The sequence below is a fragment of the Streptacidiphilus sp. EB129 genome, assembly GCF_041262645.1.
Classification (GTDB): Bacteria; Actinomycetota; Actinomycetes; order Streptomycetales; family Streptomycetaceae; genus Streptacidiphilus.
The window spans coordinates 122,778-147,141 of record NZ_JBGCCS010000011.1 but is presented as its reverse complement, the minus strand read 5'-3'; the positions used below and the strand labels follow the sequence as shown (position 1 = coordinate 147,141).

General features: G+C 72.8%; 24 protein-coding genes. 4 read left to right on the top strand and 20 right to left on the bottom strand.

Annotated elements, in window-relative coordinates; genetic code table 11:
• Positions 1-56 precede the first annotated feature (56 nt).
• The 3 genes from guaB to ABH925_RS16435 form a co-directional block, all read right to left on the bottom strand.
• Positions 57-1,559 (bottom strand): IMP dehydrogenase, encoded by a 1,503-nt coding sequence (gene guaB, locus ABH925_RS16445; protein WP_370148543.1) that lies wholly within the window; start codon positions 1,557-1,559, stop codon positions 57-59.
• A 329-nt stretch (positions 1,560-1,888) separates the two neighbouring features.
• Positions 1,889-2,506, bottom strand: a complete 618-nt coding sequence (shbA, locus tag ABH925_RS16440) for an RNA polymerase sigma factor ShbA (protein ID WP_370148541.1) — start codon at positions 2,504-2,506, stop codon at positions 1,889-1,891.
• A gap of 215 nt (positions 2,507-2,721) precedes the next feature.
• Positions 2,722-3,333 carry a response regulator transcription factor gene (locus ABH925_RS16435; RefSeq protein ID WP_030251459.1) on the bottom strand — a complete coding sequence of 204 codons (612 nt, stop codon included), beginning with the start codon at positions 3,331-3,333 and terminating at the stop codon, positions 2,722-2,724.
• Between the two features lie 566 nt (positions 3,334-3,899).
• On the opposite strand from ABH925_RS16435, the gene ABH925_RS16430 reads away from it, so the two are divergent.
• Positions 3,900-4,232, top strand: a complete 333-nt coding sequence (locus ABH925_RS16430) for a WhiB family transcriptional regulator (RefSeq protein ID WP_370148538.1) — start codon at positions 3,900-3,902, stop codon at positions 4,230-4,232.
• Between the two features lie 174 nt (positions 4,233-4,406).
• On the opposite strand, the gene groL is transcribed toward ABH925_RS16430, so the two are convergent.
• Both groL and groES read right to left on the bottom strand, forming a co-directional pair.
• Positions 4,407-6,044 (bottom strand): chaperonin GroEL, encoded by a 1,638-nt coding sequence (groL, locus tag ABH925_RS16425; RefSeq protein ID WP_370148536.1) that lies wholly within the window; start codon positions 6,042-6,044, stop codon positions 4,407-4,409.
• A gap of 150 nt (positions 6,045-6,194) precedes the next feature.
• Positions 6,195-6,503 (bottom strand): co-chaperone GroES, encoded by a 309-nt coding sequence (gene groES, locus ABH925_RS16420; RefSeq protein ID WP_182446158.1) that lies wholly within the window; start codon positions 6,501-6,503, stop codon positions 6,195-6,197.
• Positions 6,504-6,746: 243 nt separating this feature from the next.
• On the opposite strand from groES, the gene ABH925_RS16415 reads away from it, so the two are divergent.
• The gene (locus tag ABH925_RS16415; RefSeq protein WP_370148533.1) at positions 6,747-7,922 is read left to right on the top strand and encodes an SAM-dependent methyltransferase; all 1,176 of its coding nucleotides are present in this window, start codon (positions 6,747-6,749) and stop codon (positions 7,920-7,922) included.
• Positions 7,923-7,931: 9 nt separating this feature from the next.
• Here the strand turns inward: ABH925_RS16415 and ABH925_RS16410 are convergent, their stop codons facing one another.
• The 4 genes from ABH925_RS16410 to tsaB all read right to left on the bottom strand — a co-directional run bounded on the left by ABH925_RS16410 (position 7,932) and on the right by tsaB (position 11,215).
• Positions 7,932-8,822 (bottom strand): polysaccharide deacetylase family protein, encoded by an 891-nt coding sequence (locus tag ABH925_RS16410; RefSeq protein ID WP_370148531.1) that lies wholly within the window; start codon positions 8,820-8,822, stop codon positions 7,932-7,934.
• Between the two features lie 95 nt (positions 8,823-8,917).
• Positions 8,918-10,027: a tRNA (adenosine(37)-N6)-threonylcarbamoyltransferase complex transferase subunit TsaD gene (gene tsaD, locus ABH925_RS16405; RefSeq protein WP_370148529.1), complete on the bottom strand. Its 1,110-nt coding sequence runs from the start codon at positions 10,025-10,027 to the stop codon at positions 8,918-8,920.
• A complete protein-coding gene (gene rimI / locus ABH925_RS16400; protein ID WP_370148527.1) occupies positions 10,020-10,544 on the bottom strand; it encodes a ribosomal protein S18-alanine N-acetyltransferase in 525 nt (174 codons plus the stop codon). Before rimI ends, tsaD begins: the two co-directional genes overlap by 8 nt.
• On the bottom strand, positions 10,541-11,215 hold the full coding sequence (gene tsaB / locus ABH925_RS16395) for a tRNA (adenosine(37)-N6)-threonylcarbamoyltransferase complex dimerization subunit type 1 TsaB (protein ID WP_370148525.1): 675 nt from the start codon (positions 11,213-11,215) through the stop codon (positions 10,541-10,543). The genes rimI and tsaB overlap by 4 nt, the downstream gene beginning before the upstream one ends.
• Before the next feature lie 76 nt (positions 11,216-11,291).
• Here tsaB and ABH925_RS16390 point away from each other — a divergent pair, with 76 nt between their 5' ends.
• Positions 11,292-11,870 (top strand): hypothetical protein, encoded by a 579-nt coding sequence (locus ABH925_RS16390; RefSeq protein WP_370148523.1) that lies wholly within the window; start codon positions 11,292-11,294, stop codon positions 11,868-11,870.
• A gap of 44 nt (positions 11,871-11,914) precedes the next feature.
• Here ABH925_RS16390 and ABH925_RS16385 read toward each other — a convergent pair whose 3' ends face one another.
• The 7 genes from ABH925_RS16385 to ABH925_RS16355 form a co-directional block, all read right to left on the bottom strand.
• On the bottom strand, positions 11,915-12,094 hold the full coding sequence (locus tag ABH925_RS16385) for a hypothetical protein (RefSeq protein ID WP_370148521.1): 180 nt from the start codon (positions 12,092-12,094) through the stop codon (positions 11,915-11,917).
• A 111-nt stretch (positions 12,095-12,205) separates the two neighbouring features.
• Positions 12,206-12,772, bottom strand: coding sequence for a tRNA (adenosine(37)-N6)-threonylcarbamoyltransferase complex ATPase subunit type 1 TsaE (gene tsaE, locus ABH925_RS16380; protein WP_370148519.1), 567 nt, complete (start codon positions 12,770-12,772; stop codon positions 12,206-12,208).
• Positions 12,773-12,816: 44 nt separating this feature from the next.
• Positions 12,817-14,382: an alpha/beta fold hydrolase gene (locus ABH925_RS16375; protein ID WP_370148517.1), complete on the bottom strand. Its 1,566-nt coding sequence runs from the start codon at positions 14,380-14,382 to the stop codon at positions 12,817-12,819.
• Positions 14,379-15,539: an alanine racemase gene (gene alr / locus ABH925_RS16370; protein ID WP_370148516.1), complete on the bottom strand. Its 1,161-nt coding sequence runs from the start codon at positions 15,537-15,539 to the stop codon at positions 14,379-14,381. The genes ABH925_RS16375 and alr overlap by 4 nt, the downstream gene beginning before the upstream one ends.
• Before the next feature lie 174 nt (positions 15,540-15,713).
• A complete protein-coding gene (locus ABH925_RS16365; protein WP_370148514.1) occupies positions 15,714-16,391 on the bottom strand; it encodes a L,D-transpeptidase in 678 nt (225 codons plus the stop codon).
• Between the two features lie 68 nt (positions 16,392-16,459).
• On the bottom strand, positions 16,460-18,088 hold the full coding sequence (locus tag ABH925_RS16360; RefSeq protein WP_370148513.1) for an NAD(P)H-hydrate dehydratase: 1,629 nt from the start codon (positions 18,086-18,088) through the stop codon (positions 16,460-16,462).
• Between the two features lie 10 nt (positions 18,089-18,098).
• Entirely contained in the window at positions 18,099-18,467 is a 369-nt protein-coding gene (locus ABH925_RS16355; RefSeq protein ID WP_370148512.1) for a holo-ACP synthase, read from the bottom strand.
• A gap of 223 nt (positions 18,468-18,690) precedes the next feature.
• Here ABH925_RS16355 and coaA point away from each other — a divergent pair, with 223 nt between their 5' ends.
• Positions 18,691-19,671: a type I pantothenate kinase gene (gene coaA, locus ABH925_RS16350; RefSeq protein WP_370148510.1), complete on the top strand. Its 981-nt coding sequence runs from the start codon at positions 18,691-18,693 to the stop codon at positions 19,669-19,671.
• Between the two features lie 98 nt (positions 19,672-19,769).
• Here coaA and glmM read toward each other — a convergent pair whose 3' ends face one another.
• From glmM to ABH925_RS16330, 4 genes are all read right to left on the bottom strand, one after another.
• A complete protein-coding gene (glmM, locus tag ABH925_RS16345) occupies positions 19,770-21,128 on the bottom strand; it encodes a phosphoglucosamine mutase (protein ID WP_370148508.1) in 1,359 nt (452 codons plus the stop codon).
• A gap of 154 nt (positions 21,129-21,282) precedes the next feature.
• On the bottom strand, positions 21,283-21,774 hold the full coding sequence (gene rpsI, locus ABH925_RS16340) for a 30S ribosomal protein S9 (protein WP_370148507.1): 492 nt from the start codon (positions 21,772-21,774) through the stop codon (positions 21,283-21,285).
• Positions 21,775-21,817: 43 nt separating this feature from the next.
• A complete protein-coding gene (rplM, locus tag ABH925_RS16335) occupies positions 21,818-22,261 on the bottom strand; it encodes a 50S ribosomal protein L13 (RefSeq protein WP_370148506.1) in 444 nt (147 codons plus the stop codon).
• A 296-nt stretch (positions 22,262-22,557) separates the two neighbouring features.
• The gene (locus ABH925_RS16330; RefSeq protein ID WP_370148504.1) at positions 22,558-24,231 is read right to left on the bottom strand and encodes an ABC-F family ATP-binding cassette domain-containing protein; all 1,674 of its coding nucleotides are present in this window, start codon (positions 24,229-24,231) and stop codon (positions 22,558-22,560) included.
• Positions 24,232-24,364: the final 133 nt, after the last annotated feature.

Here is a 24,364-nt window from a genome sequence, read left to right as displayed (position 1 = left end):
GTATCCCGTACAACGCGGAAAGGGCCGCCGAGGCGGCCCTTCCGTGGAACGTGCGGTTACTTACTGTGGTAGTTCGGCGCCTCGACGGTCATCTGAATGTCGTGCGGGTGGCTCTCCTTGAGGCCCGCCGAGGTGATCCGGACGAACCGGCCCTTGGACTCCATCTCGGCGACGGTGGCCGCACCGACGTAGCCCATGGTCTGCCGCAGGCCGCCGACCAGCTGGTACAGCACCGCGGAGAGCGGGCCGCGGTAGGGCACCTGGCCCTCGATACCCTCGGCGATCAGCTTCTCGTCGGAGCTGACGTCGCCCTGGAAGTAGCGGTCCTTGGAGAAGGACCTCGCCTGGCCGCGCGACTGCATCGCGCCCAGCGAGCCCATGCCCCGGTAGGACTTGAACTGCTTGCCGTTGATGAACAGCAGCTCGCCCGGCGACTCCTCGCAGCCCGCGAGCAGGCTGCCCAGCATCACCGTGTCGGCGCCGGCGGCCAGCGCCTTGCCGATGTCGCCGGAGTACTGCAGCCCGCCGTCGCCGATGACCGGAACCCCGGCCTCGCGGCAGGCCAGGGCGGCCTCGTAGATCGCGGTGACCTGGGGGACGCCGATGCCGGCGACCACCCGGGTGGTGCAGATGGAGCCGGGGCCCACGCCGACCTTGACGCCGTCGACACCGGCGTCGATCAGCGCCTGGGCGCCGTCCCGGGTGGCGACGTTGCCGCCGACCACGTCGACGCCGACGGCCGACTTGATCTTGGCCATCCAGCTCAGCGCGTTGCTGTTGTGGCCGTGCGAGGTGTCGACGACCAGGAAGTCCACGCCGACGGCGGCCAGCGCCTGGGCCCGCTCCAGCGACTCCGCGCTGGCGCCGACGGCCGCGCCGACCAGCAGCCGGCCCTCGGCGTCCTTGGCGGCCAGCGGGTACTTCTCGGCCTTGACGAAGTCCTTGACCGTGATCAGACCCTTGAGCCGGCCGTCGGCGTCGACCAGCGGCAGCTTCTCGATCTTGTGCCGACGCAGCCGCGCGATGGCGTCCTCACCGCTTATCCCGACCTCGCCGGTGATCAGCGGCATCGGCGTCATGACCTCGCGGACCTGACGGTTCCGGTCCGACTCGAAGGCCATGTCGCGGTTGGTGACGATGCCCAGCAGCCGCCCCTCGGCGTCGGTGACCGGGACGCCGGAGATCCGGAACTTGGCGCAGAGGGCGTCGGCCTCGGCCAGGGTGGCCTCGGGGCCGACCGTGATCGGGTCGGTGACCATGCCGGACTCGGACCGCTTCACCAGGTCGACCTGGTTGACCTGGTCCTCGATGGAGAGGTTGCGGTGCAGCACGCCGACACCGCCCTGGCGGGCCATGGCGATCGCCATCCGCGCCTCGGTGACCTTGTCCATGGCGGCGGAGAGCAGCGGAATGTTGACGCGCACGTTCCGGGACACCCGTGAGGAGGTGTCCACCATGTTCGGCAGAACCTCGGAGGCACCCGGAAGCAGCAGGACGTCGTCGTAGGTGAGCCCGAGCATCGCGAACTTCTCGGGTACACCTGCGGCATTCAAAGACATGAGGGGCACCTTCCCGTACCATCCCGATGGATCTCCGGACGGGGGAAGACTTCCGACCGCTCCCGCCCGCGCAACACGGCGCCACCGGGGGCCGCAGACGAGGCAGCTCGGCACCGATACTTAAGACTACCGGCTCACAACCGCAACCCTTGCGCCGCAAAGCCCCCATGTGCCCCGCGCCACACCGCGCTCCGCGCGCGCCGTGCCGGGCCTGGGGGGCGCGGGGCTCTGTTGGATGAACACCGTGCGCTGCCAACCATGCAGATCGTAGAGGGCTGGCAGCGCACGCAGTTGATCAAGCTGAGCCCCGCGCCCCTTGTTGTGGCGGGCTACGCCGAGAGGTCTTCGGGGCCGTTGCTCGCCAGGGCCCGCAGCCGGCTGAGCGCACGGTGCTGGGCGACCCGGACCGCGCCGGCGGACATCCCGAGCACCTCGCCGGTCTCCTCCGCGGTCAGCCCGGCGGCGACCCGCAGCAGCACCAGCTCCCGCTGCCGGGCCGGCAGGCAGGCCAGCAGCTCCCGGGCCCAGGCGGCGTCGCTGCTCAGCAGCGCGCGCTCCTCGGGGCCCAGCGCGTCATCGGGGGTCTCCGGCAGCTCCTCGGCCAGGAACACCGCATGGCCGGGGCCCTTCATCGCGGCCCGCTGCAGGTCGGCGATCTTGTGCGCGGCGATGCCGTAGACGAAGGCCTCGAACGGCCGGCCCTCGTCGCGGTAGCGCGGCAGCGCGCACAGCACGGCGAGGCAGACCTCTTGCGCCACGTCGTCCACGTGGTGCCGCGCGCCCCCGGGCAGTCGCATCAGCCGGGCCCGGCAGTACCGCAGCACCAGCGGGTGGACCCGGGCCAGCAGCTCGTCCGTGGCCTCGGTCTCCCCGGCGACCGCGCGGACCACGAGCGCACCGATGGGCACAGGAGCCCCTGCGGTCGCAGTCACTTCGTCGTCACGCACCGGTCCATGGTGCCTGGTCGCCACGGAAAACGTGGCACCGCACCCCGACTTGTGCATCGGAACGTTATGCGCCACCGTCCACCCCTCCCGCCCGCGGCGCGCCGCGACGCACCGTTCTGAAGGTCCATACCTCCCATGGTGCGTCCTCGGCCGGGAAACAGGCCACACCCACCCCCGCCCAGCGGGCGGGGGTGCCCCCGCTCTGTGCGCGGGCGCTACCGCACCAGGCCCCAGCGGAAGCCCAGGGCGACCGCGTGCGCGCGGTCGGAGGCGCCGAGCTTCTTGAACAGGCGCCGGGCGTGGGTCTTCACCGTGTCCTCGGAGAGGAACAGCTCACGGCCGATCTCGGCGTTGCTGCGGCCGTGGCTCATGCCCTCCAGCACCTGGATCTCCCGGGCGGTCAGCGTCGGCGCGGCGCCCATCTCGGCACAGCGCAGCCGACGCGGCGCGAGCCGCCAGGTCGGGTCGGCCAGCGCCTGGGTGACCGTGGCCCGCAGCTCCGCCCGCGAGGCGTCCTTGTGCAGGTAGCCCCGCGCACCGGCGGCCACGGCGAGGGCGACGCCGTCGAGGTCCTCGGCGACGGTGAGCATGATGATGCGGGCACCGGGATCGGCCGACAGCAGTCGGCGCACGGTCTCGACGCCGCCGAGGCCGGGCATCCGCACGTCCATGAGGACCAGGTCGGACCGGTCGGCCACCCAGCGGCGGAGCACCTCCTCACCGTTCGTCGCCGTGGTCACCCGATCGACTCCGGGCACGGTCGCGACCGCGCGGCGGAGCGCCTCCCGGGCAAGCGGTGAATCATCACAGACGAGAACGGATGTCATGACCGTCCTCCGCAGCTGATCCGCGTCACGTTGAGCCTCCTGGCTGGTACGAATCGTCACCGACACGGGCCCGGCGACCGACGTCTTCCCCGACGCCCGTGCCGTACACCGCCTCCGCACTCCCAACGACCGTCACTCGAATGAGTTACGGGGTCGGCAGCCGCCTCCACCACTCTACGTGGTTGACCCGCTACAGATCATCCACCCCGCGGTGCACTCCGGCGCATATGCGCCGCTCGCGCGTCGTGCACGCGGGAACTCCGGGGGTCGAGCGCGGGGCGGCGCGCGGACACCGCGCTTGCCTCTAGTCCCAACGAGTACCCCCACACGCAGGACACGCCACCTCCCCGAGCTGATCCGTTCGAGCTGATCCATTCGGACGCCTCCGACGGCCCTGCACTGCCCCACTTCGTCCGATTTGTGAGATTTTCAGGACTTATGGCCTATATGCAACGCGGTTGGCCTCTTGTCCGATTACATCTACATGGGTCATATTTCCATCTACTCAGACCGGTTCGGTCAGCGCCGCGCCGGTCTCCGCTCCCGAACGACCGAGGGAATGAGCAATGGCAGACTTCTCCCGCCTCCCCGGCCCCAACGCGGACCTCTGGGACTGGCAGCTTTCCGCCGCCTGCCGCGGCGTCGACAGTTCGCTCTTCTTCCACCCCGAGGGAGAGCGCGGAGCCGCGCGCAGCTCGCGCGAGCAGTCGGCCAAGGAAGTGTGCATGCGCTGCCCGGTGCGGACCGAGTGCGCAGCCCACGCACTGGCCGTACGTGAGCCCTACGGCGTCTGGGGCGGGCTGACCGAGGACGACCGCGAGGAACTGCTGGGCCGGGCCCGGCACCGCCCTGTCGACGTCGTGGCCGCCATCGAGGCCAGCACCCTGGTCCACGGCTGAGGAGTCGCGCACGACCGAGGAGCCATCTGAAAAATCGTTTCTCCACGCCACCCTGCGGCGGTCCTGCATCGCGGGCCCGCCCTCGGGCGGGCGTGGAGCAGACACGCCAAAGGCCCGCCCGCACCGGAGTCGGTGCGGGCGGGCCTCAGCGTGGTGCGTCGGTCGTGCGTGGCCTCAGTGCGAGTGGCCGTGGCCGCCGTGCGAGTGGCCCGCGGCGGCAGCCGCGTCCTCGTCGGCGGGCTTCTCGACGACCAGCGTCTCCGTGGTGAGCAGCAGCGACGCGATCGACGCGGCGTTCTGCAGCGCGGAGCGGGTGACCTTGACCGGGTCGATGACGCCGGCCTTGATCAGGTCGCCGTACTCGCCGGTCGCGGCGTTGAAGCCCTGGCCCTCTTCCAGCTCCGCCACCTTGGTGGTGATGACGTAGCCCTCAAGGCCCGCGTTCTGGGCGATCCAGCGCAGCGGCTCGACGAGCGCGCGACGGACCACCCGCACGCCGACGGCCTCGTCGCCGGACAGGCCGAGGCCGCCGTCGAGGACCTTCTGCGCGTGCACGAGGGAGGCGCCGCCACCGGCGACGATGCCCTCCTCGACAGCCGCGCGGGTCGCCGAGATGGCGTCCTCAAGGCGGTGCTTCTTCTCCTTGAGCTCGACCTCGGTGGCCGCGCCGACCTTGATCACGCAGACCCCGCCGGCCAGCTTGGCCAGGCGCTCCTGCAGCTTCTCGCGGTCCCAGTCCGAGTCGGTGTTCTCGATCTCGGCCTTGATCTGCGCGACGCGCCCGGCGACCTCGGAGGACTCACCGGCGCCGTCGACGACGGTGGTGTTGTCCTTGGAGACGGTCACCCGGCGGGCGGTGCCCAGCACGTCCAGACCGGCCTGGTCGAGCTTGAGGCCGACCTCCTCGGCGATGACGGTGGCACCGGTGAGGGTGGCCAGGTCGCCGAGCATGGCCTTGCGGCGGTCGCCGAAGCCGGGGGCCTTCACCGCGACGGCGTTGAAGGTGCCGCGGATCTTGTTCACCACGAGGGTGGACAGCGCCTCGCCGTCGACGTCCTCGGCGATGATCAGGAGCGGCTTGCTGGCGCCACCCTGCAGGATCTTCTCCAGCAGCGGGAGCAGGTCCTGGATCGAGGAGATCTTGCCCTGGTGGATCAGGATGTACGGGTCGTCGAGGACGGCCTCCATCCGCTCCTGGTCGGTGACCATGTAGGGCGACAGGTAGCCCTTGTCGAACTGCATGCCCTCGGTGAACTCGAGCTCCAGGCCGAAGGTGTTCGACTCCTCGACGGTGATCACACCGTCCTTGCCGACCTTGTCCATGGCCTCGGCGATCAGGTCGCCGACCTGCGGGTCCTGGGCGGACAGCGCGGCGACGGCGGCGATGTCCTCCTTGCCGTCGATCTCGCGGGCGACCGAGAGCAGGTGGTCCGACACGGCCTTGACGGCGGCGTCGATGCCCTTCTTCAGCCCGGCCGGGCCGGCGCCGGCGGCGACGTTGCGCAGACCCTCGTTGACCAGGGCCTGGGCCAGCACGGTCGCGGTGGTGGTGCCGTCACCCGCGATGTCGTTGGTCTTGGTGGCGACCTCCTTGACGAGCTGCGCGCCAAGGTTCTCGTACGGGTCGTCCAGCTCCACCTCGCGGGCGATGGTGACGCCGTCGTTGGTGATGGTGGGCGCGCCGAACTTCTTGTCGATGACGACGTTGCGGCCCTTGGGACCGATCGTCACCTTCACGGTGTCGGCAAGCTTGTTGACGCCGCGCTCGAGCGAGCGGCGGGCGTCCTCGTCGAACTGCAGGATCTTCGCCATGCTTAGGGATTCCCTCTCAAACAACCGAGCCCGGGCCCCCGTCGCCACTCAGTGAGAACTGCACTCAGTGCAGCACTCACTGAGTGGCGGCCGGGGGTCCGGGCGGGTCACGACTCTGCGGTCAGCGTCGCAGCTGCGAACAGCTGGGTGTTACTTCTGGACGATCGCGAGGACGTCGCGCGCCGAGAGGACGAGGTACTCCTCGCCGTTGTACTTGACCTCGGTGCCGCCGTACTTGCTGTACAGCACGACGTCGCCGACGGCGACGTCGAGCGGCAGGCGCTGGCCGTCCTCGAAGCGACCCGGGCCCACGGCCAGGACGACGCCCTCCTGGGGCTTCTCCTTCGCGGTGTCCGGGATGACCAGGCCAGAGGCCGTGGTCTGCTCGGCTTCGAGCGGCTGGACCACAATGCGGTCCTCAAGCGGCTTGATGGCAACCTTGGAGCTGGTGGTCGTCACGTTCCGACCTCCCCCTTCGGAGATCACGGGGTGATTCATGTCTTGGGTCGCGAAGATCTGTGGCACGGCCGCCGTCGCGGTGCCGGACGCGCCTCTTCGCGGTTAGCGCTCTCACCTGGAGAGTGCCAACGACGACACTAGGCCGCCGTTAGCACTCAGTCAACCAGAGTGCCAACGCGTCCCCTAATGGCCGTGGCAGACAGCCGTGCGGCCGCAGCCCCGCGCAGCCGGGATGATGGTGCCGTGGAGATCGAATCGTTCCTGGCCCTGCTGACCGACGAGGGCCGGACCCTGCTGGCCGAGCTGGCCGACTACTCGCCCGGACAGGAGCTGGCCCTGGCCACCCGGCTGCGCCGGGACCACCCCGCGGAGCTGGTGTCGGCGGCGATCGGGCAGGCCCGGCTGCGGCAGCGCGCGGTGCCGAAGTTCGGCGCGGCGGACGCGGCCCGGATGTACTTCACCCCGGACGGCGTGGAGCAGGCGACCAGGACCAGCGTCGCCGAGTGGCGCGCGCGGCGCTTCGCCGGGCTCGGGGTACGGCGGCTGGCCGACCTCTGCTCCGGCGTCGGCGGCGACGCCATCGCCCTGGCCCGCGCCGGGATCTCGGTGCTCGCCGTCGACCGCGACCCGCTGACCTGCGCGGTGGCGGAGGCCAACGCCGCCGCGCTGGGGCTGCGGGAGCTGATCGAACAGCGCTGCGCCTCGGTCGACGAGGTGGACCTCGGCGGCTTCGACGCGGTCTTCGTGGACCCCGCGCGGCGCGGCGGGCGGGGCCGGATCTTCGACCCCGAGGCCTACTCGCCGCCGCTGAGCTGGGCCGTGGCCGCCGCGCGGCAGGCCCCGCACGCGGCCCTGAAGGTGGCGCCCGGCATCCCGCACGAGGCGGTCCCCGAGGGCGCCGAGGCCGAGTGGGTGTCCGACGGCGGCGACGTCAAGGAGGCCGTGCTCTGGTTCGGCGCCGAGCCGGACCAGCCGCACCGGGCCACCCTGCTGCCGTACGGGCACAGCCTCACCGGCGGCCGGCTGGCCGACCCCGCGGTCGGCCCGGTGCGCCGCTACCTCTACGAGCCGGACGGCGCGGTGATCCGCGCGCACCTGGTCGCCGAGGTGGCGCAGCAGCTGGACGCGACCCTGATCGACCCGACCATCGCCTACCTCACCGCCGCCGAGCTGCGGCCCACCCCGTTCGCCACGCCCTACGAGATCACCGACGTGCTCCCGTTCGGGCTGAAGAGGCTGAAGGCGCTGCTGCGCGAGCGCGGCGTCGGCACCGTGGTCATCAAGAAGCGCGGCTCGGCGATCGAGCCGGAGGAGCTGCGGCGCAAGCTCCGACCCGAAGGGGTGAACTCCTGCACCGTCTTCCTGACCCGGGTGGACGGCGCCCCGAGCATGCTGCTGGGGCACCCGGCCGAGGGCTGACGGCGGCGGCTACGGCTGCTGGATGTAGTCGTCGAGGCGGGCGACGGTGAAACCCTGCTCCTGGATCCGCTTGACCATGTTGGCGAACATCGCCGTCATCGACTCGCCCTTGAGCTCCGAGGGGCCCCGGAAGTGGGCCAGGATGATGTCCCCGTTCTGGAGTCTGTGGTCAGGACCCTGGTACTGGAAACCGGTGATCTGCATGGTCTCCTTCCAGTACACGACGGCGCGCGGGCCGCAGGCCTGGACCGCGGTGTTGAGGTTCGCCGAGTAGGCGCCGTCACCGTAGGGCGGGCGGAACAGGAACGGCGCGGTGCCGTACTGGGTGGTGATGATCTTCTGGTCGCCGCAGATCTCGTTCTGCTGCCGGGCCTCGGAGATGGTGCTCATCGCCGGGTGGTGCAGGGTGTGGTTCTGGATGCTGTTGCCCAGCGCCTGCAACGGCTTGAAGTAGCCGTAGTCCGACTTGATGGTGTCGTTCATCAGGAACATCGTGAAAGGGATCCGCAGGTCCTGCATCATCTGCACGAACCGGGGGTCCTTCTCGGCGCCGTCGTCCAGGGTGATGAACACGACCTTCTGGTCGGTCGGGATGTTGCGGAACACCGGGACCTTGCCGGTCCTGGTGAGCTTGACCGGCTTGTCGCTCGGCGCGGCCGGCGTCGGTGGCAGCGGGGTCAGCCCCCACTTCGCCCACACCGCCGGGTCCGTCGCCATCCCCGAGCCCGCACCCGCGGTGGCGTCCGAGCCCGCGCCCGAACCCGGGGCCGTGCCGGTCGCCGGGCCGGAGGGTGCGCTCTGCGGGGCCGCGCCGGTGGCGCTGCCGCCGCAGCCGGCGGCCAGCGCCGCGAGGGCCAGGGCCCCAGCCGTCGTTGCCAGGGTCCTGCCGTACCGCTTCACTGTGCCGTGCTCCCCGCGCTCGTGCCGATTGCTGCTGGGGACGCTACCGCCTCACAGCCGGTTCCCAGCCATCGCCCAGCGGGAACCCGGGGATGTCACTCCGAGAGCCGGTGCAGCTCGTCGTGCGAGACCGGGACGGCGTCAGGGCCGGCGTCGGGAACGGTGCCCGGGACGTGGGTCTCGGTCACCGGCAGCGAGGAGTCGGCGGAGAGGTCGAAGGAGGACGGCGTGCGGTTCCGCCACACCATCTCGGCGCCCAGCGCGGCCACCATCGCCCCGTTGTCCGTGCACAGCTTCATCCGGGGCACCCGCAGCTCGATCCCGGCGCGCTCGCAGCGCTCGCGCGCCATCGCCCGCAGCCGCGAGTTCGCCGCGACGCCGCCGCCGATCATCAGGTGCTCCACACCGTGGTCCCGGCAGGCCCGGATCGCCTTGCGGGTCAGCACGTCGGTGACCGCCTCCTGGAAGGACGCGGCGACGTCCCGCACCGGCACCTCCTCGCCGGCCCGCCGCTTCGCCTCGATCCAGCGGGCGACCGCGGTCTTCAGGCCGGAGAAGGAGAAGTCGTAGGCGGCGTCGCGCGGCCCGCTCAGCCCGCGCGGGAAGGCGATCGCGGACGGGTCGCCCTCGGCGGCGTAGCGGTCGATCACCGGGCCGCCGGGGAAGCCGAGGCCGAGCACCCGGGCGACCTTGTCGAAGGCCTCACCGGCCGCGTCGTCGATGGTCGCGCCCAGCGAGCGGACGTCACTGGTGATGTCGGAGGTCAGCAGCAGCGACGAGTGCCCGCCGGAGACCAGCAGCGCCATGGTGGGTTCGGGCAGCCGCCCGTGCTCCAGCTGGTCCACGCAGATGTGCGAGGCCAGGTGGTTCACCCCGTACAGCGGCTTGTCCAGCGCATAGGCGTAGGCCTTGGCGGCGGAGACGCCGACCAGCAGCGCGCCGGCCAGGCCGGGGCCGGCGGTGACCGCGATGCCGTCCAGGTCGCTCGCCTTGATCCCGGCCTCGTCCAGGGCGCGCTGGACGGTGGGGACCATGGCCTCCAGGTGGGCCCGGCTGGCGATCTCCGGGACGACCCCGCCGAAGCGGCCGTGCTCCTCGACGCTGGTGGCGACGGCGTCCGCGAGCAGGGTGGTGCCCCGGACGATGCCGACGCCGGTCTCGTCGCAGGACGTCTCGATGCCGAGGACCAGCGGTTCGTCAGCCATCGTGGCTCATTGCTCCTACGTTGTTCGCTTCACTGTGGCCGGGGTCGTCGAGCCGCATGACCAGGGCGTCGACCCCGGAGGGCTGGTAGTAGTTGCGGCGCAGGCCGATCGGCTGGAAGCCGAAGCGCTCGTAGAGGCGCTGGGCGCGGCCGTTGTCGACGCGGACCTCCAGCAGCAGCTCGGTGCAGCCCGCGTCGGCGGCCTGGCGGACCAGGGTGGTCAGCAGCCGGGCGCCGAGGCCGGTGCCCCAGTGCTCCCGCGCCACCGCGATGGTCTGCACGTCGCCGCTGCCGGCCACCGCCATCAGGCCCGCGTAGCCGACGAGCCGGCCCTCGGCGTCCTCGGCGACGGTGTACCAGCGGGTGGCGCGCGGGTGGCGCGCGTCGGCCAGCTCGGACCAGAACATGCCGGCCGACCAGGCGTCCTCGGGGAACAGCTCGGCCTCCAGGGCCAGCACGGGCTCGATGTCCCACCAGCGCATCTCACGCAGGTCCACCCGCGCGGCGGTACCGGTCATGCGGGCAGGACCGTCTTGTAGTTCTTCGGCACCTCGGCGTCCGGCCGCCGCAGGTACAGCGGCGTCGGGGCGAGCAGCTCCCGCCCGGCCGCGAGCTCGGCCGCGGCGAAGGCGGCCAGCGCGGCGGCCGACTGGTGCTCCGGCATCCCCGGCACCAGGGCGCGGAAGGTCTCCGGGTAGAGCACGGCGCCGGCGCCGACGGCCGGCAGGTCCCCGAGCCCCTCCGGCAGCTCCGCCGGACGGTCCACCGCCGGCCCGTCCACGCGGGCGCCCGAGGCGTCGTAGCGGGCCCAGTAGACCTCCTTGCGGCGGGCGTCGGTGGCGGCGGTGAACGGCCCGGTCAGCCCGGCGGACCGGGCCGCGTGGGCGATGCCGTCCAGGGTGCAGACGCCGTGCACCGGGATGCCCAGCGCGTGGCCCAGCGCGGCCGCCGTGACCAGGCCCACCCGCAGCCCGGTGTAGGGGCCGGGCCCGACGCCGACGACCACCGCGCCGAGCTGCTCCTTGCCGACACCCGCCTCGCGCAGCACCCGGTCCACGGCCGGGAGCAGCAGCTCACCGTGCCGCCGGGCGTCGACCGCGTCGGCGGTGGCGAGGGTCTCACCGCTGTCGGTGTCGTGGAGGGCCGCGGTGACGGCGGGGGTCGCGGTGTCGAACGCAAGCAGAAGCACCCCACCAGGTTAGTCGGATCCGGGGTGCGGGATGAGAAGCTGAGTATTCACACGCTTGCCGAGCTCTGGAGGAGATGTGGCACGGTTCGGGTCCGGCGCCGTCGTCACCGTGCTGACCGCGTCCGCGCTCGCACTGGTCACGATGCTCGCGCTGCAGGCGAAGAGCTCCGCGTCGACCACCACGACGGCCGGTGCCAAGCCCGGCGCCTCGGCCAGCGCGTCCGGCTCCACGCCGGGTCAGGGGCAGCCCAGCGCGGCGCCCAAGCCGCCCGCGGTCCCCGCCGACTCCGGCTCGGGGAAGCGGGTGGTGTACTCGCTCAAGGCGAAGCGGGTCTGGCTGGTCGACCCGGGCAACCCCGGCGGCGACCGGACCTTCGCGGTGATGCCCAGCCCGGTCAGCCCGCTCGCGGCGACCTACACCGTGGACACCACCATCGCCTCGCCCTACACCGGGTCGGACGGCGTGAAGATCAAGGACGGCGTGCTCTTCGCCACCCGCACCGGCGTCCGCATCGGCTTCAGCGCGGCCGTGGACGGCACCATGCCGAGCCCGGACCCGACGCTGCGCACCGGCGGCATCCGGGAAGCCCTGGGCGACGGCCAGGCGCTGTTCGCCTTCGCCCCCAAGGGCACCAAGGTCGTCGTCATCCCCTGAGCCACTGCGTCCCTGAGCCACCGCGACTCCGACGGCCGGGCGCGTCAGGCGGCGGCCGGCGCGTCCAGGTGGGGCGGTACGGCGGGCCCGGTCTCGTCCGTCCCGTCGTCGGCCGAGGTCGGCGGCGTGCACACGGCCCTGGCGGCCCGAGTCGCGGCCAGCAGGTCGGTCATGCTCACCGGGCTGGTGGGCGGGTCCCCGTCGCGGGGGGTCGTGCCGGACATGTCGCCTCCCGTAGTTAGGCATACCTAACCCTCGGCACCATGTGACCATGACACCGCGCGGCACGCAACATCTTCCCGACAGCGCGTCGGAATAACAACCGTCACCCTCGGTCAGGCCGCCAGCGCCGTCCAGTCCACGCCGTGCCAGCGGTCACCCAGACCCGTAAGGGTGACGAGTCGCGGGTCGTCACCCTCCTGGGGGTACGCCGACGCGTCCGCCGTTTCCTCGCCCGGCTTTCCCTCGCCCGCCCTTCCCTCGCCGGCGAGCTCCGCTCCGCCGAGCGCCCGCTCGATCCTGACCTCCAGCCGGGAGTCGGACAGCTCCTCGACCTTGCCCTCGCCCCACTCCACCACCACCACGGAGTCCGGCAGCGACACGTCCAGGTCCAGGTCCTCCATCTGGTCCAGGCCGCCGCCGAGGCGGTAGGCGTCCACGTGGACCAGGGCCGGACCGGCCCCGAGCGAGGGGTGCACCCGGGCGATGACGAAGGTCGGCGAGGTCACCGCGCCGCGCACGCCCAGGCCCTCGCCCAGGCCCCGGGTCAGCGTGGTCTTGCCGGCGCCCAGTTCGCCGGAGAGCAGGACCAGGTCGCCCGGGCGCAGCAGCGCGGCGAGGGCGCGGCCGAGCTGCTGCATGGCCGCGGCGGCGGGAACGGTGACGGTGGTGGCGTTGCCCATGGTGCGGGGCGGTCCTCTCCGGAGGCGGTACGGGCGGGGCGGGGCTAGGAGGTCAGCACCTCGCCGAGGGCGAGGTCGCGTACGGACTGCGGCAGCGGGGCACCGGTGCGCCCGGCTGCCTGTTCGAGCAGCCGGGCCAGCGCGGCGTCGACCAGGGCGGGGCGCTCCAGCATGACCAGGTGCCCGGTCTCCGGGACTATGACCAGCTCGGCGTCGGGCAGTTCGGCGGCGATGGCCTCGCTGTGGGCGGGCGGGGTGAGCAGGTCCCGGTCGCCGGCCATGACCAGGACCGGGATGTCCCGGAAGGCGGCCAGCGCGGCGGTCTTCTCGTGCTGCGGGAAGGCCGGGAAGAACTCCGCCACCACGTCGATCGGGGTGGCTTCGAGCAGGCGCTGGGCGAAGCGCTCGACCGCCGGGTCCACGTCGTCGGAGCCGAAGGAGAACTTCCGGTACAGCACCGAGGTCAGGTCGCTGCCGAGGCGCCGGCTGCGCTCCACCAGGTCGCGCTGCCGCCCCAGGGCCCGGAGCACCCCGGGGGCCACCCGGTGCAGCACCTTCGCCCCGTACGCGGGCAGCCCGAGGGTGACGCCGGACCAGCTGCCCGCCGTGGTGCCGAACAGCGCGACGGCGGCGACCCGGTCCCGGATCAGCTCCGGGTACCGGTCGGCCAGCGCCATCACGGTCATTCCGCCCATCGAGTGGCCGACCAGCACCAGCGGCCCCTCCGGGGCGACCGCGTCCAGGACGGCCTTCAGGTCACCGCCGAGCTGGTCGATGCCGGCCGGCTCCCCGGCGAGATGGCTGCGGCTGCGCTCCGAGCGCCCGTGGCTGCGCTGGTCCCAGAACACCAGCCGCAGGCCGTCCCGGAAGGCGGCCCGCTGGAAGTGCCAGGAGTCCTGGCTGAGGCAGTAGCCGTGGCAGAAGACCACGGTCAGCGGCAACGGCTCGACCGCCGCGGGCCGACCGGCCTCCGCCTCGTCCGCCGCCTCGTCCGCGGTCTGCGCGGCCGTCCCCCGGAACAGCCCGAGCCACCCCTTCCGCGCGGCCCGGGGGGCCGGGGCGGGGGCCGGTCCGGCCGGCGCCGGCGCCGGTCCGGTGCGGGCCTGGTCCTGACCCCGGGCCCGGTTCTGGGCCTGGAGCTGGGCTGGAGGCTGGGCCTGGGCTGCGGCCTGGGCCCGGTTCTGGGCTTGGGCCTCGGCGTCGCCCCGGGCCGGCCACGGTCCGGCGGTGGCCGGCCCGGGCGTCGGCGCGTCGGCGCCGGACTCCGCCGGGACGGGGCTGCGCACCGTCTCCGGCCAGCCGCTGCCGTCCAGTTCCACGTACAGCTCGGTCCCGTCGGGGGCGGCCACCGTGCGCGGGGTGCCGTGCAGCGAGCCGAACGGGGCCGCGGCCTCGATCTCCGCGCCGGCCCTGCGGCGCATTTCACGGCCGAGGGTGAGCCGCTCCGCCGCGATGCCGGCCGCCGCGCCCACCGCGACCACGCCGAGGGACACGCCGACCAGGCCCACCCGGCGCCAGCGGCCGGAGGCCACGTCGTCGACCACCGAGCCGGCCACCGCCCGTACCTGCTTGACCGCCTCGGCGGCGCCGGAGCTGCTCGCCTCGCTCATCCCCCGTCGCCCTGCCCGGCGCCCAGATACCTCCGCGGGACGCGTGCGCCGATCCTGGTGACGATCTCGTAGGAGATGGTCCCGGCGGCGCGGGCCCAGTCCTCGGCCGTCGGCTCGCCCCGGTCCCCGGGGCCGAACAGGATTGCGAGGTCGCCGACCTCGGCGTGGTCCCCGCCCAGGTCCACCACGAACTGGTCCATGGCGACCCGACCGGCGACCGTGCGCCACTTCCCGGCCAGCCACACCGGACCGGTGCCGCTGGCGTGCCGGGGCACGCCGTCGGCGTAGCCGACCGGGACCAGGGCGAGCGTGGTGTCGCCCGGAACGGTGTAGGTATGGCCGTAACTGACGCCGTGTCCGGCCGGGACCCGCTTCACCTGCGCGATCTGCGCCTGAAGGGTCATCACCGGGCGCAGGCCGAAGTCCGCCGGGCCGCCCAGGTCGGGCACCGGCGACAGGCCGTACTGGGCGAGGCCGGCCCGCACCAGGTCGAAGTGCGCCTCCGGCAGCAGCAGGGTGGCCGGGGAGTTGGCGAGGTGCCGGACCTCCGGGCGCAGGCCCGCCGCCTCGGCCACCGCCAGAGCCGTCCGGAAGGCGGCCAGCTGGGCCGCGTTGGCGGGGTGTCCCGGCTCGTCGGCGCAGGCGAAGTGCGACCAGAGGCCGGTGACCGCGATCAGGCCCTCCGCCTCGGCGGCCCGCGCGGCGGCGACCAGGTCCGGCCAGTCGTGCGGCTGCGCGCCGTTGCGACCCAGGCCGGTGTCGGCCTTGAGGTGGACCCTGGCCGGGCGGCCGGTCGCGCGGACCGCGTCCAGCACATGGCGCAGCGCCCACTCGCCGCTCACCGAGATGTCGATGTCGGCGAGGACCACCTGCTCCCAGGGCCCGCCCGGGGTCCACAGCCAGCAGAGCACCCGGGCCTGCTCGGCGGTGATCCCGGCGGCGCGCAGGGCCAGCGCCTCCTCGGGCGTGGCGGTGCCGAGCCAGGTCGCCCCGGCCTCCAGCGCCGCCCGGGCGCAGGGCACCCCGCCGTGCCCGTAGCCGTCGGCCTTCACCACGGACATGACGGCGGCCGAGCCGGTCCTGGCCCGCAGCGAGCGGATGTTCGCTCGCAGCGCCGCCAGGTCCACCACGGCTTCGGCACGCATATCGACACGCATAGCAGTCTCCATTGCCGCTGATTCTCCCAGACGCCGCAGGGCCGGGGACAACCCCGGGCCCGGGCGGGTCGGTCACAGCGGCCGGGACCCCCGGCGCGGGCGCCGGGGGTCGACCGGAACCCTGCTGCGGGACCGGTCACGCGACTGCGCGTGCGGCGCGGCGGCCGCGCCGGATCAGCTCCCCGACCTGTGGCCGAAGACCCGGACCGAGTCGTGCAGCTGCAGCACGCTCCACAGGGCGCGGGCGTCGGAGCGGGTCATGTTGACGCAGCCCCGGGAGCCGGGCGTCCCCGAGAGCGGATCGTTGACGCTGTGGAACGCCTCGCCTCCGGAGAAGAACTGGCTGTAGGGCATGGCGACGTGGTAGAGCGTGGACCAGTGGTGCCGGTCGCGCCAGTAGACGTGGAAGAGGCCGGTCCGGGTGATGTAGCCGTGGCGGCCGCTGCGGATCGGGACCGGGCCGAAGACGACCTTCGCGCCGCTCTGCACCCACATCCGCTGGTGGGTGAGGTCGACGCAGGCGACCCGCCCGGCGTCGGTCGGGCAGAACGCCGCCGTGGGCCTGGCGGGCGCGGTGTGCGCCGACATGCGCCCGTGCCACTGCGCCCGCCCGTGCCCAGCGGTCCGCCCGTGCGCCTCGGCTCTGCCGTGCGCCTCGACCCGCCCGCGCGCCTCGACCCGTCCGTGCGCCGGCGTCGCCTTCGGGCGGGCCTGCGCGTTCGCCTGCGGCTGGGCCGCCCCGGTGAGGGCGAGGCCTGCCGTCGCCAGCAGCACCGCCGTCCGCCGCAGCACCCGCCGCGTCCGGCGGTCTCCCGCCCCGTCCGACATCGTCGCCGGTTCCGTCTGCTCCACCTGCACCCTGACCTCCGTCTGCCGCCTTGTGGTCCGCTTCGGGGAGCCGCTCCCGATCTGACAGCACGTCAGCGAAAGCGGTCCAAATCGGACAGTACGGTTTCCTGCCCGCCGCTCACACTCCGCCACGCCGCAGGAAGCGCCGCCACCACCTCCGTCGCGGTCACCGGCGCCCCGGAGACGGCCCCCGGGACGGCCGTGATCCGCGCCCCGGCCCGGCCCGCCGCCCCGGCCGCCGCGATCCTGGCCGCCAGGCCGTGCAGGTACGCCGCCACCGAGCCCGCGTCCAGCGGTGCCAGGCCCGCCGCGAGCAGCGCTCCGGCCAGCCCGGACAGCACGTCGCCGCTGCCCGCCGTGGCCAGCCAGGAGGTGCCGGTGGGGTTGACCCGGGCCGGGCCCTCCGGCCCGGCGACCACCGTGGTCGAGCCCTTGAGCAGCACCGTGCACCGGTACAGCGCGGCCAGCCGCCGGACATGCTCCAACCGCGCCGCCTCGACCTGATCCCGGGTCACCTCTTCGCCCGCACCGGCGAACAGCGCCACCGCCTCCCCGGCGTGCGGCGTCAGCAGCATCCCGGGGTGGGCCGTGCCGCCGCGCCGGGCCAGCAGCCGCAGCCCGTCCGCGTCCACCAGCAGCGGCACACCGGCCGCGATCGCCTGCTCCAGGGTCTGCTCGGCCTCGGCGCCGTCGGACAGCCCCGGACCGACCACCCATGCCTGCACCCGGCCCGCGTGCTTGGGACCGGCCTCGGTCACCAGCACCTCCGGGTGCGCCCGGACCACCTCGCGCGCCGCCGAGCCCGCATAGCGGACCGCGCCCGCGCCACCGTGCAGCGCGGCCGCCACCGCGAGCACCGCGGCCCCCGGGTACCGCTCGGAGCCGGCGGCCACGCCGACCACCCCGCGCCGGTACTTGTCGCTCTCCGCCGCCGGGCGCGGCAGCAGCGCCGCGACATCGGCGTGCTGCAGCACCGTCAGCACCGGGGCCGGCGGTTCGATGCCGATGTCGACCAGGCGCACCACCCCCGCGTACCCCGCGCCGGGGTCGACCAGCAGCCCCGGCTTGTGCGTCCCGAAGGTCACCGTCACCGTCGCCCGCACCGCCTCGCCCGGGACCTCGCCGGTGTCCGCGTCCACCCCGCTGGGCAGGTCCACCGCGACCAGCGGCACGCCCGACCGCTCCGCCGCCCGGACGTACGGCAGCGCCCCGGCGCGCAGACCGCCCCGGCCGCCGATGCCGACGATCCCGTCCAGCACCAGGTCCGCCCGCTCGATCTCGGCCAGGCCCCGGCGCTGATCCTCCGTCCGGTCGGCGGAGGGGGCGAGCGCCCTGCCGCCGGCGTCCAGCAGCGCCGCGAGGCCCGCGCCGTGCGCCCGCGCCGGGGCCAGCAGCACCGCGTGCACCCGCGCGCCGCGTGCGGCCAGCCGGGCGCCGGCGAACAGTGCGTCACCCCCGTTGTCGCCACTGCCCGCCAGCACCACCACCCGGCTGCCGTACACCCGGCCGGGCCGGCCGTCCGAGAGCAGGCCGGAACAGGTCGCGGCAAGTCCGGCCGCAGCCCGCTGCATCAGCACCCCGTCCGGCAGACGGGCCATCAACGAGCCCTCCCGTCGCCCGCCGCCACCCTTGTCCGTTGCGCTTCGCGCAGCAGCCTCTTCTGCCTCCCGCACCTGTTCGACCGTGTGTGCGTAGCGCATGGCCCACTCCTCAGCCCTCGGCGATCACCACCGCCGACGCTACGCCCGCGTCATGGCTCAGCGAGAGATGCCACGTGCGCACCCCGAGCTCCGCCGCCCGCGCGGCGACCGTCCCGCGTACCTCCAGCACCGGCCGCCCTGACGGCTCGGTGCGCACCTCCACGTCCGTCCAGGACAGCCCGCCCGGCGCGCCCAGCGCCTTGGCCAGCGCCTCCTTCGCCGCGAAGCGTGCCGCCAGTGACGCCGTCCCGCGCCGTTCCCCGCTCGGCAGGTGCAGTTCCCGCTCGGTGAACAGCCGGTCGGCCAGGGTCGGGGTCCGCAACAGCGACGCCTCGAACCGGTCGATGGCCGCCACGTCGATACCGACGCCGATGATCATCCCTACGCTCCCTCGCTCAGCGCGCCCGCCTTCATCCTGCCGCACCGCGACCGGGCGGCACGGCCATCACCACTTCATGGACATGCCCAATATTCGACCGGCAAGTCACCCCGCGCCCGCCGTCGTGCCACCGGCCGCCGCGGCGGTGCCGCTGAGACGAATCTCTCCCCACTGGCAGGCCGCCGACCCGCCCATCTGTTCCGGCCGCCCCGACAATGGACGGGTGCCGACCACGCTGGAAGCCCAACGCCGCGCTGACGCGTCCCCCTTCGTCGACCTCGACCGAGCGGAGTGGAGCGCGCTGCACCAGCGCACCCCGCTACCGCTCAGCGCCGACGAACTGGAGCGCCTGCGGGGCCTTGGCGACGTCATCGACCTGCAGGAGGTGCAGGACGTCTACCTGCCGCTCTCGCGCCTGCTGAACCTCTATGTGACGGCCACCGGGCGGCTGCGCGGGGCGCTCAACGCCTTCCTGGACAGCAACGAGCACACCCACACCCAGCCGGGCACCCCGTTCGTGATCGGCGTGGCCGGCAGCGTCGCCGTCGGCAAGTCCACGACGGCCCGGCTGCTGCAGGCGATGCTGGCCCGCTGGCCGGAGCACCCCCGGGTGGAGCTGATCACCACCGACGGCTTCCTGCTCCCCAACGCCGAGCTGCGGCGGCGCGGGCTGATGGCCCGCAAGGGCTTCCCGGAGTCCTACGACCGGCGCGCGCTCACCCGCTTCGTGGCCGACGTGAAGTCGGGCCGGGAGGAGGTGACCGCCCCGGTCTACTCGCACCTGGTCTACGACATCGTCGAGGACGAGCGGCTGACCGTGCACCGCCCCGACATCCTCATCGTGGAGGGCCTCAACGTGCTCCAGCCGGCCCTCCCCGGGCTGGACGGGCGCACCCGGGTGGCGCTCGCCGACTTCTTCGACTTCTCGATCTACGTGGACGCCCGGGCCGACGACATCGAGCGCTGGTACCTGGAGCGGTTCCGCAAGCTGCGGCAGACGGCGTTCCAGGACCCCTCCTCGTACTTCCAGCGGTTCACCGAGGTGCCGGAGGAGGAGGCGCTGGACTACGGCCGTCAGGTCTGGCGCACCATCAACCGGCCCAACCTGCTGGAGAACGTCGCCCCGACCCGGGGCCGCGCCTCCCTGATACTGCGCAAGGGCGCGGACCACAAGGTCCAAAGGGTGCGGCTCCGCAAGCTTTAGGCAAGCGAGCAGCAACAACAAGGGGCGCGGGGAACTGCGCTGCCAACCCACTACGGAGGTGCATGGTTGGCAGCGCGGTTCCCCGCGCCCCTGTTGTGCTACCCGAGCCGCTCGCGCACGACCCCGGCCAACCGCTCCGCGACAACTTCCGCCTGCGCGAGCTCCGCTGCTTCGACCATGACCCGCACCAGCGGCTCCGTGCCGGAGGGCCGCAGCAGCACCCGCCCGGTCGCGCCCAGCTCGGCCTCCGCCTCGGCGACCGCGAGCAGCAGGCCCTCGTCCGTCGCGGCCCGCGCCTTGTCCACGCCCTTGACGTTCACCAGCACCTGCGGCAGCCGGGTCATCACGGCGGCCAGCTCGGCCAGCGACTGCTTGGTCTCGGCCATCCGGGCCGCCAGCATCAGGCCGGTCAGCGTGCCGTCGCCGGTGGTCGCGTGGTCCAGGAAGATCACATGCCCGGACTGCTCCCCGCCGAGGGTGTAGCCGTGCTGCTTCATCGACTCCAGCACATAGCGGTCGCCGACCGCGGTCTGCACCAGGTCGATGCCCTCGCGCTGCATGGCGAGCGTGAAGCCCAGGTTGGACATCACCGTGCCGACCACGGTGTTCTTGCCCAGCGCCCCGGACTCCCGCATCGCGCAGGCGAGCACGGCCAGGATCTGGTCGCCGTCCACCTCGTTGCCGTCGGCGTCCACGGCCAGGCAGCGGTCGGCGTCGCCGTCGTGGGCGATACCCAGGTCCGCGCCGTGCTCCAGCACGGCGGCCCGCAGCGGGGCCAGGTGGGTGGAGCCGATGCCGTCGTTGATGTTGAGGCCGTCGGGGGCGTCGCCGATGGTGTGCACCACCTCGGCACCGGCCCGCCGGAACACCTCGGGCGAGACCCGGGAGGCCGCGCCGTGCGCGCCGTCGATGACGACCTTGAGCCCGTCCAGGCGGTTCGGCAGCACCGACAGCAGGTGTGCCAGGTACTGCTCGAAGCCCTCCTCGTGCATCCGTACCCGGCCCACGGCGGCACCGGTGGGCCGGGTCCAGTCGTGACCGCCGAAGCGCTCGTAGTTCGCCTCGACGGCGTCCTCGATCTCGTCGTCGAGCTTGTGCCCGCCGCGCGCGAGGAACTTGATGCCGTTGTCGGGCATCGGGTTGTGGCTCGCGGACAGCATCACGCCGAAGTCCGCGTCCAGGGCGTCGGTGAGGAAGGCGACGGCGGGCGTCGGCAGCACGCCGACCCTCAGCACGTCCACGCCCGAGCTGGCCAGCCCGGCGATCACCGCGGCCTCCAGGAACTCGCCCGAGGCACGCGGGTCACGGCCGACCACGGCGACCGGCCGGTGTCCCTCGAAGGCTCCCGCGTCACCGAGCACATGCGCCGCCGCGACCGAGAGGCCCAGCGCCAGCTCGGCCGTGAGGTCCACGTTCGCGAGCCCGCGTACGCCGTCCGTCCCAAAGAGTCGTCCCACTGATCGTCCTCCGCGGCTGATCGCGATGAAGAGGGGACGTCCCGCCCCCTGCCTACCCCCGTAGGTCCTGCACACAACGCAGCACGCCCCGGGGCACATGGTGTGCTCCCGGGGCGTGACAGTCCAGCTCCGACGGAGGCCGAAGCGGGGAGGCTTAGCGCTTGCTGTACTGCGGCGCCTTGCGAGCCTTCTTCAGACCGGCCTTCTTGCGCTCGACGGCGCGCGGGTCACGGGTGAGGAAGCCGGCCTTCTTCAGGGCCGGGCGGTTGGCGTCGACGTCGACCTCGTTCAGCGCACGGGCGACGCCCAGGCGCAGGGCGTACGCCTGGCCGGAGATGCCGCCGCCGTTGATGCGGGCGATGACGTCGTAACGGCCGTCCAGCTCCAGGAGCTTGAAGGGCTCGTTGACGATCTGCTGGTGCACCTTGTTGGGGAGGTAGTCCTCCAGGGCGCGACCGTTGATCTTCCACTGGCCCGTGCCGGGGACGATGCGCACGCGGGCGATCGCCTCCTTGCGACGGCCCAGGCCGGCGGCCGGAACGGCCTCGACGAAGCGGCCCGCCAGGGACTCGCTGGTGTACTCGGTCTCCTCGACCTCGAAGGTCTCCTCGACCTCGAGCGGGATCTCGGCAGTGGTCTCGGCCACGGTTCTCCTCAGCTACTTCTTCTGATTGGGGTGGTGGCCGGTATTACTGCGCGACCTGGGTGATCTCGAACGGCACCGGACGCTGGGCAGCGTGCGGGTGCTGGTCGCCCGAGTAGACCTTCAGCTTCGAGAGCATCTGACGACCCAGGGAGTTCTTGGGGATCATGCCCTTGATGGCCTTCTCGACGGCCTTCTCCGGGTTGTTCGCCAGGAGGTCGTCGTAGCGCACGGAGCGCAGACCACCCGGGTAGCCGGAGTGGCGGTAAGCCAGCTTCTGGGTCTTCTTGTTCCCGGACAGGTGCACCTTGTCCGCGTTGATGATGATGACGAAGTCACCCATGTCAACGTGCGGCGCGTACACCGGCTTGTGCTTACCCCGGAGGAGGTTGGCGGCCTGAGAGGCCAGGCGGCCCAGAACGACGTCTTGAGCGTCGATGACGAGCCACTGACGCTGGACGTCGCCGGGCTTGGGGCTGTACGTACGCACGGTCGTAGCCTTCGCTTTTCAGTGAGTGTGTCCTGACTGGACCACCCGGACGATCAGAAGCAGCCAGGACATGCTTCCCCGGACGCAATCGGATGAGCACGTCGCTGCTTATCGGCCCGGTGGACCGGCGTACCGACCTCTCACGTGAGATGGAGCGAGCCAATACGCACAACGAACTCGCAGGATACCGGCACGGAGCCGTACGGGTCAAAATTGCCCGTAGCGGACCAGCGATACCCCGCAAGTCGCCCCCAGTCTACGCGCCCGCCACGAGCCCCACGGCCAGCCGACGGGTTTCAGCGGTCCCGGACCACCCGGGACTCGTCCCAGACCGGCTCCGGCGCCTCGTAGACCCTGCCGTCCGAACCGAAGACCACGAAGCGGTCGAAGGAGCGGGCGAACCAGCGGTCGTGGGTCACCGAGAGCACCGTGCCCTCGAAGCCCTCCAGCCCCTCCTGCAGCGCCTCCGCGCTCTCCAGGTCCAGGTTGTCGGTGGGCTCGTCGAGCAGCAGCGCGGTCGCGCCGGACAGCTCCAGCCGCAGGATCATCAACCGGGCCTGCTGGCCGCCGGAGAGGTCCTGGAAGCGGTTGTCCTCCTGGTGATGCAACTCATAGCGGCGCAGCGCGCTCATCGCCGCCTTGCGGTCCATCGCGTGCTCGGACTCCAGGATCTCCCGGGTGGTCCGGCCGAACAGCTCCGGGTGGGCGTGGGTCTGCGCGAAGTGGCCTGGGACCACCCGCGCGCCGAGCCTCCAGGCGCCGCCGTGCGCGACCGGCTCACCGGCCAGCAGCCGCAGGAAGTGCGACTTGCCCGAGCCGTTGGAGCCCAGCACCGCGACCCGTTCGCCGTAGTACAGCTCCAGGTCGAACGGCCGCATCAGGCCGGTCAACTCCAGCCCCTCGCAGGTCACCGCCCGCACACCGGTACGGCCGCCCTTGAGCCGCATGGTGATCTGCTGATCGCGCGGCGGGATCTCCGGCGGGCCGGCCAGCTCGAACTTCTTCAGCCGGGTGGTCGCCGCCTGGTAGCGGGAGGCCAGGCCGTCGTTGAACGCCGCCTTGGTCTTCAGGGTGTTCACCAGCTGCTTCAGCTTGGCGTGCTCCTCGTCCCAGCGGCGGCGCAGCTCCTCCAGCCGCTCGAAGCGCGCGGCGCGCGCCTCGTGGAACGAGGCGAAGCCCTCGCCGTGCACCCACACCCGGCTGCCGGCCGGTCCGGGCTCGACGCTGATGATCTTCTCGGCGGTGTTCGCCAGCAGCTCCCGGTCGTGCGAGATGAACAGCACCGTCTTGGGCGTGGTCCGGATCTGCTCCTCCAGCCAGCGCTTGCCGGGGACGTCCAGGTAGTTGTCCGGCTCGTCCAGCAGCAGCACCTCATCGGGCCCGCGCAGCAGCGCCTCCAGCACCAGGCGCTTCTGCTCGCCGCCGGAGAGGGTGTTCAGGCCGCGCCACTGGGCCTTGTCGTAGGGCATGCCGAGGGCGGCCGTGGTGCAGACGTCCCAGGTGGTCTCGTACTCGTAGCCGCCGACGTCGGCCCAGTCGGCCAGCGCCTGGGCGTAGGCCAGCTGGGCCTTCTCGTCGTCCTGCGCCATCATCGCCAGCTCGGCCGCGTCCACCGCCCGCGCGCCGGTACGGATCCGCGGCGGCGCGACGGACACCAGCAGGTCCCGTACCGAGGCGTCGGCCGGCAGCCCCTGCCCGCCCTGCTCGCGCGCGTCCCCCTCCGGCTGGGGGCCTCGGCCGGTGGTTCCCACGAACTGCCGCATGACGCCGAGGCCGCCGCTGATCGTGACCGTTCCGCCGTGCGGCTGCAGATCGCCCGCGACCAGCTTCAGCAGCGTGGTCTTGCCGGCGCCGTTCGCGCCCACCAGCGCGACCGCGGCGCCCTCGCCGACCCGGAAGGACGCGTCGTCGAACAGCACCCGCCCGTCCGGCAGGTAGTACTCCAGGTGTGAAATCTCGACGTGTCCCATGGTGGGCAATTCTCCGCTGGCCCGGGCCCCCGCCCAACCACATTTTTTCGGCGGCCCGGATCGGCGGCCCGGGGCGGGCTCGGGGCGGGTGCGGGCCGCGGACCAGGACGGCAGGACCGGACCCGGTGAATCC